5 protein-coding genes are annotated in these 4,081 nt (G+C 32.7%); all 5 read left to right on the top strand.

Annotated features, from left to right (window positions below; all coding sequences use genetic code 11):
* Positions 1-922 (top strand): DUF6017 domain-containing protein (locus tag LU279_RS13395; RefSeq protein ID WP_274422981.1); only part of this gene is annotated, 922 nt, incomplete at its 5' end.
* A gap of 10 nt (positions 923-932) precedes the next feature.
* Complete coding sequence (locus LU279_RS13390; protein ID WP_009263251.1) at positions 933-1,250, top strand: hypothetical protein; 318 nt, start codon at positions 933-935, stop codon at positions 1,248-1,250.
* 201 nt (positions 1,251-1,451) lie between these two features.
* Positions 1,452-2,732: a radical SAM protein gene (locus LU279_RS13385; protein ID WP_009263250.1), complete on the top strand. Its 1,281-nt coding sequence runs from the start codon at positions 1,452-1,454 to the stop codon at positions 2,730-2,732.
* Positions 2,732-3,790: a radical SAM protein gene (locus LU279_RS13380; protein ID WP_009263249.1), complete on the top strand. Its 1,059-nt coding sequence runs from the start codon at positions 2,732-2,734 to the stop codon at positions 3,788-3,790. Before LU279_RS13385 ends, LU279_RS13380 begins: the two co-directional genes overlap by 1 nt.
* An 18-nt stretch (positions 3,791-3,808) precedes the next feature.
* Entirely contained in the window at positions 3,809-3,973 is a 165-nt protein-coding gene (locus LU279_RS13375) for a hypothetical protein (protein ID WP_009263248.1), read from the top strand.
* Positions 3,974-4,081: the final 108 nt, after the last annotated feature.

Here is a 4,081-nt window from a genome sequence, read left to right as displayed (position 1 = left end):
GTTATTTACCAATGACTGTTTCAAGGATCTTTCCAGTGATGCGAAGATCTTATACGGTTTGATGTTGGACAGAATGTCTTTATCCATTAAGAATCAGTGGTTTGATGAAGAAAATCGGGCATATATCTATTTTTCCATTGAAGATATCATGGAATTATTGAATTGTGGCAGAAATAAAGCGGTGAAATCTCTTCAGGAGCTGGATGATGAAAAAGGGATAGGTTTGATTGAAAAGCGTAGGCAGGGCTTTGGAAAGGTTACGATCATCTATGTAAAATCATTTGTTCAGGAAGAATGTGAAGAACAGAAAAAAGAAAAATCAAAGATGGTGAAGTTTACAAATCAAACTTCTGTAGAGGAAGAAGAGACAGAAGAAGTTTACATTTCAAACTTCAAGAAGTCCCAAAAACAAACTTCAAGAAGTCCCGAAAATAAACTTCAAGAAGTTTACATTTCAAACTCTAATAATACTAATATTAACAATACTAATCTTAGTGAGAATAAATCTAATCATATCGTATCTGCAGATGGGATAGGATCCGAAGAGAATGAGATGGAAACATTACATGCGTATCAATCTCTGATCAAAGAAAACTTGGATTATGATTCTCTGTTAGTAAGTCATCCTCATGACAAAAATCAGATTGATGAAATTGTGGATCTGATCGTAGAGACTGTCATGTGTAAGAGCGATAAAGTATTGATTGCAAGCAACTGGTATTCAGGAGCTCTGGTAAGAGGAAAATTCATGAAGCTAAATTATTCGCATGTAGAGTATGTGCTGCATTGTCTGGAAGGAAATACGAGTAAAATCAAGAATATCAAGAAATATTTACTTGCGGCATTGTTTAATGCCCCTTCAACGATAAGTGGATATTACCGGGCAGAAGTAAATCATGATATGCCGTGGCTGGCAAGATAGGAGGACATATATGGGTATTTTAAAAGTGGCAGGAAAAGTGTTATTGATTCCATTGTGGTTTATCATTTCGATTATAGGTGCTGGAGTGAAACTGCTGGTACATATGGTGGCAATCGCAAAAAAGATATTGGGATTGGGAATTATGGCGTTGTTCATAGAAACAGTGATCTGTTATCAAGACTGGCTACAGGCAGCTTTTCTGGCTTGTATGGGCGGTGTTTTGGTATTCATTTTGCTTGCAGGAGAATTTATAGATACTATGATTGACTTGATAAGAGAAACAATATGTGCTTTGATTTTTGGCAGAGGGAGAAACCATGTGTTATGAAAAAAATATTCGGTTATGCTAATTAACAGAAAGGCAGATGCAAGGATAAGACAAAAATACAAGATTACAAGCAAGGCGTTTGCCATCTGTTGCAAGTTTGTTAGGGGGATAATTTTTCGTCTTTCGTTAAGAAATTATTGATATTTGTGTAATAGACTATCGAGTATAAGAAAGAAAAGTGAACCCAAAAGGATGAGAATTATGAAGTTGAGTAAAGCATGCCGTGTAATATGTAATATAGAAAAAAAGAAAGTGATAGTGGCTAATTTGGATAATGGTACTTGGATTTTAATTCCATTGAGCTGTTGGGAAATTGTTCGGAAGATGGATGAACAAAATGTTGATCCCGAAGTGATATATGCGAATGCATATGATAATGAAGATGAAAGTTATCTCCGATACATTTTGGGAAAGTTGCTAGATTATGATTTTTTAGTGCCTGAGGAAAAATTATCAGATACATATAAATGTGAGATTCGAAAAGTTGCTATTAATTTGACGTATCGGTGTAATTTGAGATGTAGACATTGTTGTGTTGATGCAAAACATGTGTCGGAATTTACAGAAAAAGATGAGTTGAATACAGAACAGTTAAAGGAAGTGTTTGAAAAATCGGCTGCTTTGAATCCAGAGCAAATTGTTTTATCTGGTGGGGAACCAATGGTTCGTAAAGATTTTATGGAACTGTTATATTATCTTCGAAAACACTTTAAAAATAAAATTTCACTTTCAACAAATGGACTGTTGATTACTGAATCGAACATAAAATATTTGAATAATTGTATTGATAAATATGATATCAGTATTGATGGTGTTGATGAGGAAAGTTGTAGCAGAATCAGAGGAAAAGGGGTATTTAAAAAAGTTATTGAAAGCATAGAGTTAATAAAAAAATATGGTGACAAAGAAATTTATTTATCGATGATGTTTGACGATTTTAATGAGAATTTGAGAGGTGAGTTTTTACAGCTCTGTAAAAGACTGGGTGTTCATCCGTTGATGAGAGCATTTGAGCCAATGGGACGTGGCGCCGAAAACTGGAAAGATTTTGAAAAGAATGAAGAAGAACATCATGTAGAACAGTATTCAAAAGAGGAATTAGAAGAGGCACGGAGTAATTTAATGTGCTTTAGCTGTGCGGCAGGGAGAAAAGAAATCATGATAAATCCTAAAGGAGATATTTTTCCATGTGGAAACCTTAATGTAAAAGATTTTTGCATGGGAAATATTCTTCAAATCAATAATATCAATAATTTCTTTAATGGAAATTTTTTTGATATGCAGCGGTGCAACGAGGGCGTGAATATGTTAGAACAATCGTATCCGTATAACTTTCATGAATGTAAAGAGTGTAATGTCAACTTGTTTTGCTGGTCATGTATTTCTGGGATTAGAAACAGATATACAGATCCGGTAAGATTTAAAAAAGAATGCAGAGATAAAAAGGCAATATTAGAAAGAGTGGTATGGGGTGAAGAATAATGCAAAGTGCTACTATATGGTTGACTGAGAACTGTAATTTAAAATGCAGATATTGTTACGAAGGTCAAGAGAAAGGAAAAAGGAAATTTGCAATATCGAATATAACTGCACTTATTAGTTTTATAGAAAGGGAAATTTTAGAATCTGCTAAAAAGGAAGATAAGGTGATTATTTCTTTTCATGGTGGGGAACCACTTCTGGAATTAAAAATGATGAAAAATATTATTTCAGATTTGGATAAAATTTCAGCAAAAAGAAATATTTCTATTGTATATGAAGTAACAACAAATGGAAATGTAAATGAGATGGAATTTTTGGAGTACATTAAAAATAGAGAAGATTTTAGGATTTCTGTTAGTTTAGATGGGAAAAAGGAAATAAATGATTTATTTAGAATGACAAAATGTGGAGAAAGCAGTTTCGATAAAGCATTTTGGTTCGCAAAGCAATTATTAAAAACGAAAAAATATCCGAGGATAAGAATGACTCTTACTCCTGAGATGGTGGAATACTTGTATGAAAATATAACTTTTTTTATAAAAGAAGGATTTGAAATGATTGTTACCGTTCCAGATTTTTTTGATAAAAAATGGGAGCAATGGCATCTAGTAAAAATCGAGGAACAATTATATAAAATATATGGATATTGTAGGGACATATCGACAGAACCTCAGATTAGTTTACTTGATCAAACATCATATTTAAAAAAGGTGGGAAGATGTTTTGGCGGAATTACTGAAATAAATATAGGATGCGATGGTTTGCTATACCCCTGTACATACACAGTAAATAATATGAAATATTGCATTGGTAATATATGGACAGGGGTAGATAGAGTAAAAGAAAAAAAGTTACTGACTTTATATGAAAAAAATAATGAGGAATGTTTCGGATGCGGGTTAGAAAGTGCATGCATTTGTACGAGATGTAAATTTTTAAATGAAGCAATAACGGGGAATTGCACTGCGCCAGTCCCTATTATATGTGGTTTTATGAATGTTTTCTACCGTTTTTTTAGAAATGTTAATACTAATAGCTTAAAAATTATTAAACAGTAAATCCGGAGGGAATTTAATATGACAGAAAAAATTAAAATTGAAAAAATCAATGATAAGGTGGAAACAATTGAAGTAAGAGGACAGGGCTGCTGGGATGATTGTGAAATCTGGAAAAATAATACAACAGCAGGAAAAAATAAATGCAGGAGAGATTTTACCGCATACAATAATAAGTTTAAATAAGACTTGCAACATAAGGTTACTTGGTAACAAAGAAAACTTTATTTTATCAATGAGCTATTAGTATTTCATTATATAAAGCCGGCATAGTATATGCTGGCTTTTATAATA

It is taken from the genome of Blautia sp. XA-2221 (assembly GCF_028767025.1).
Taxonomy (GTDB): Bacteria; Bacillota; Clostridia; order Lachnospirales; family Lachnospiraceae; genus Blautia_A.
The sequence above is the reverse complement of the archived record's forward strand: the minus strand, read 5'-3'. Positions and strand labels throughout refer to the sequence as shown.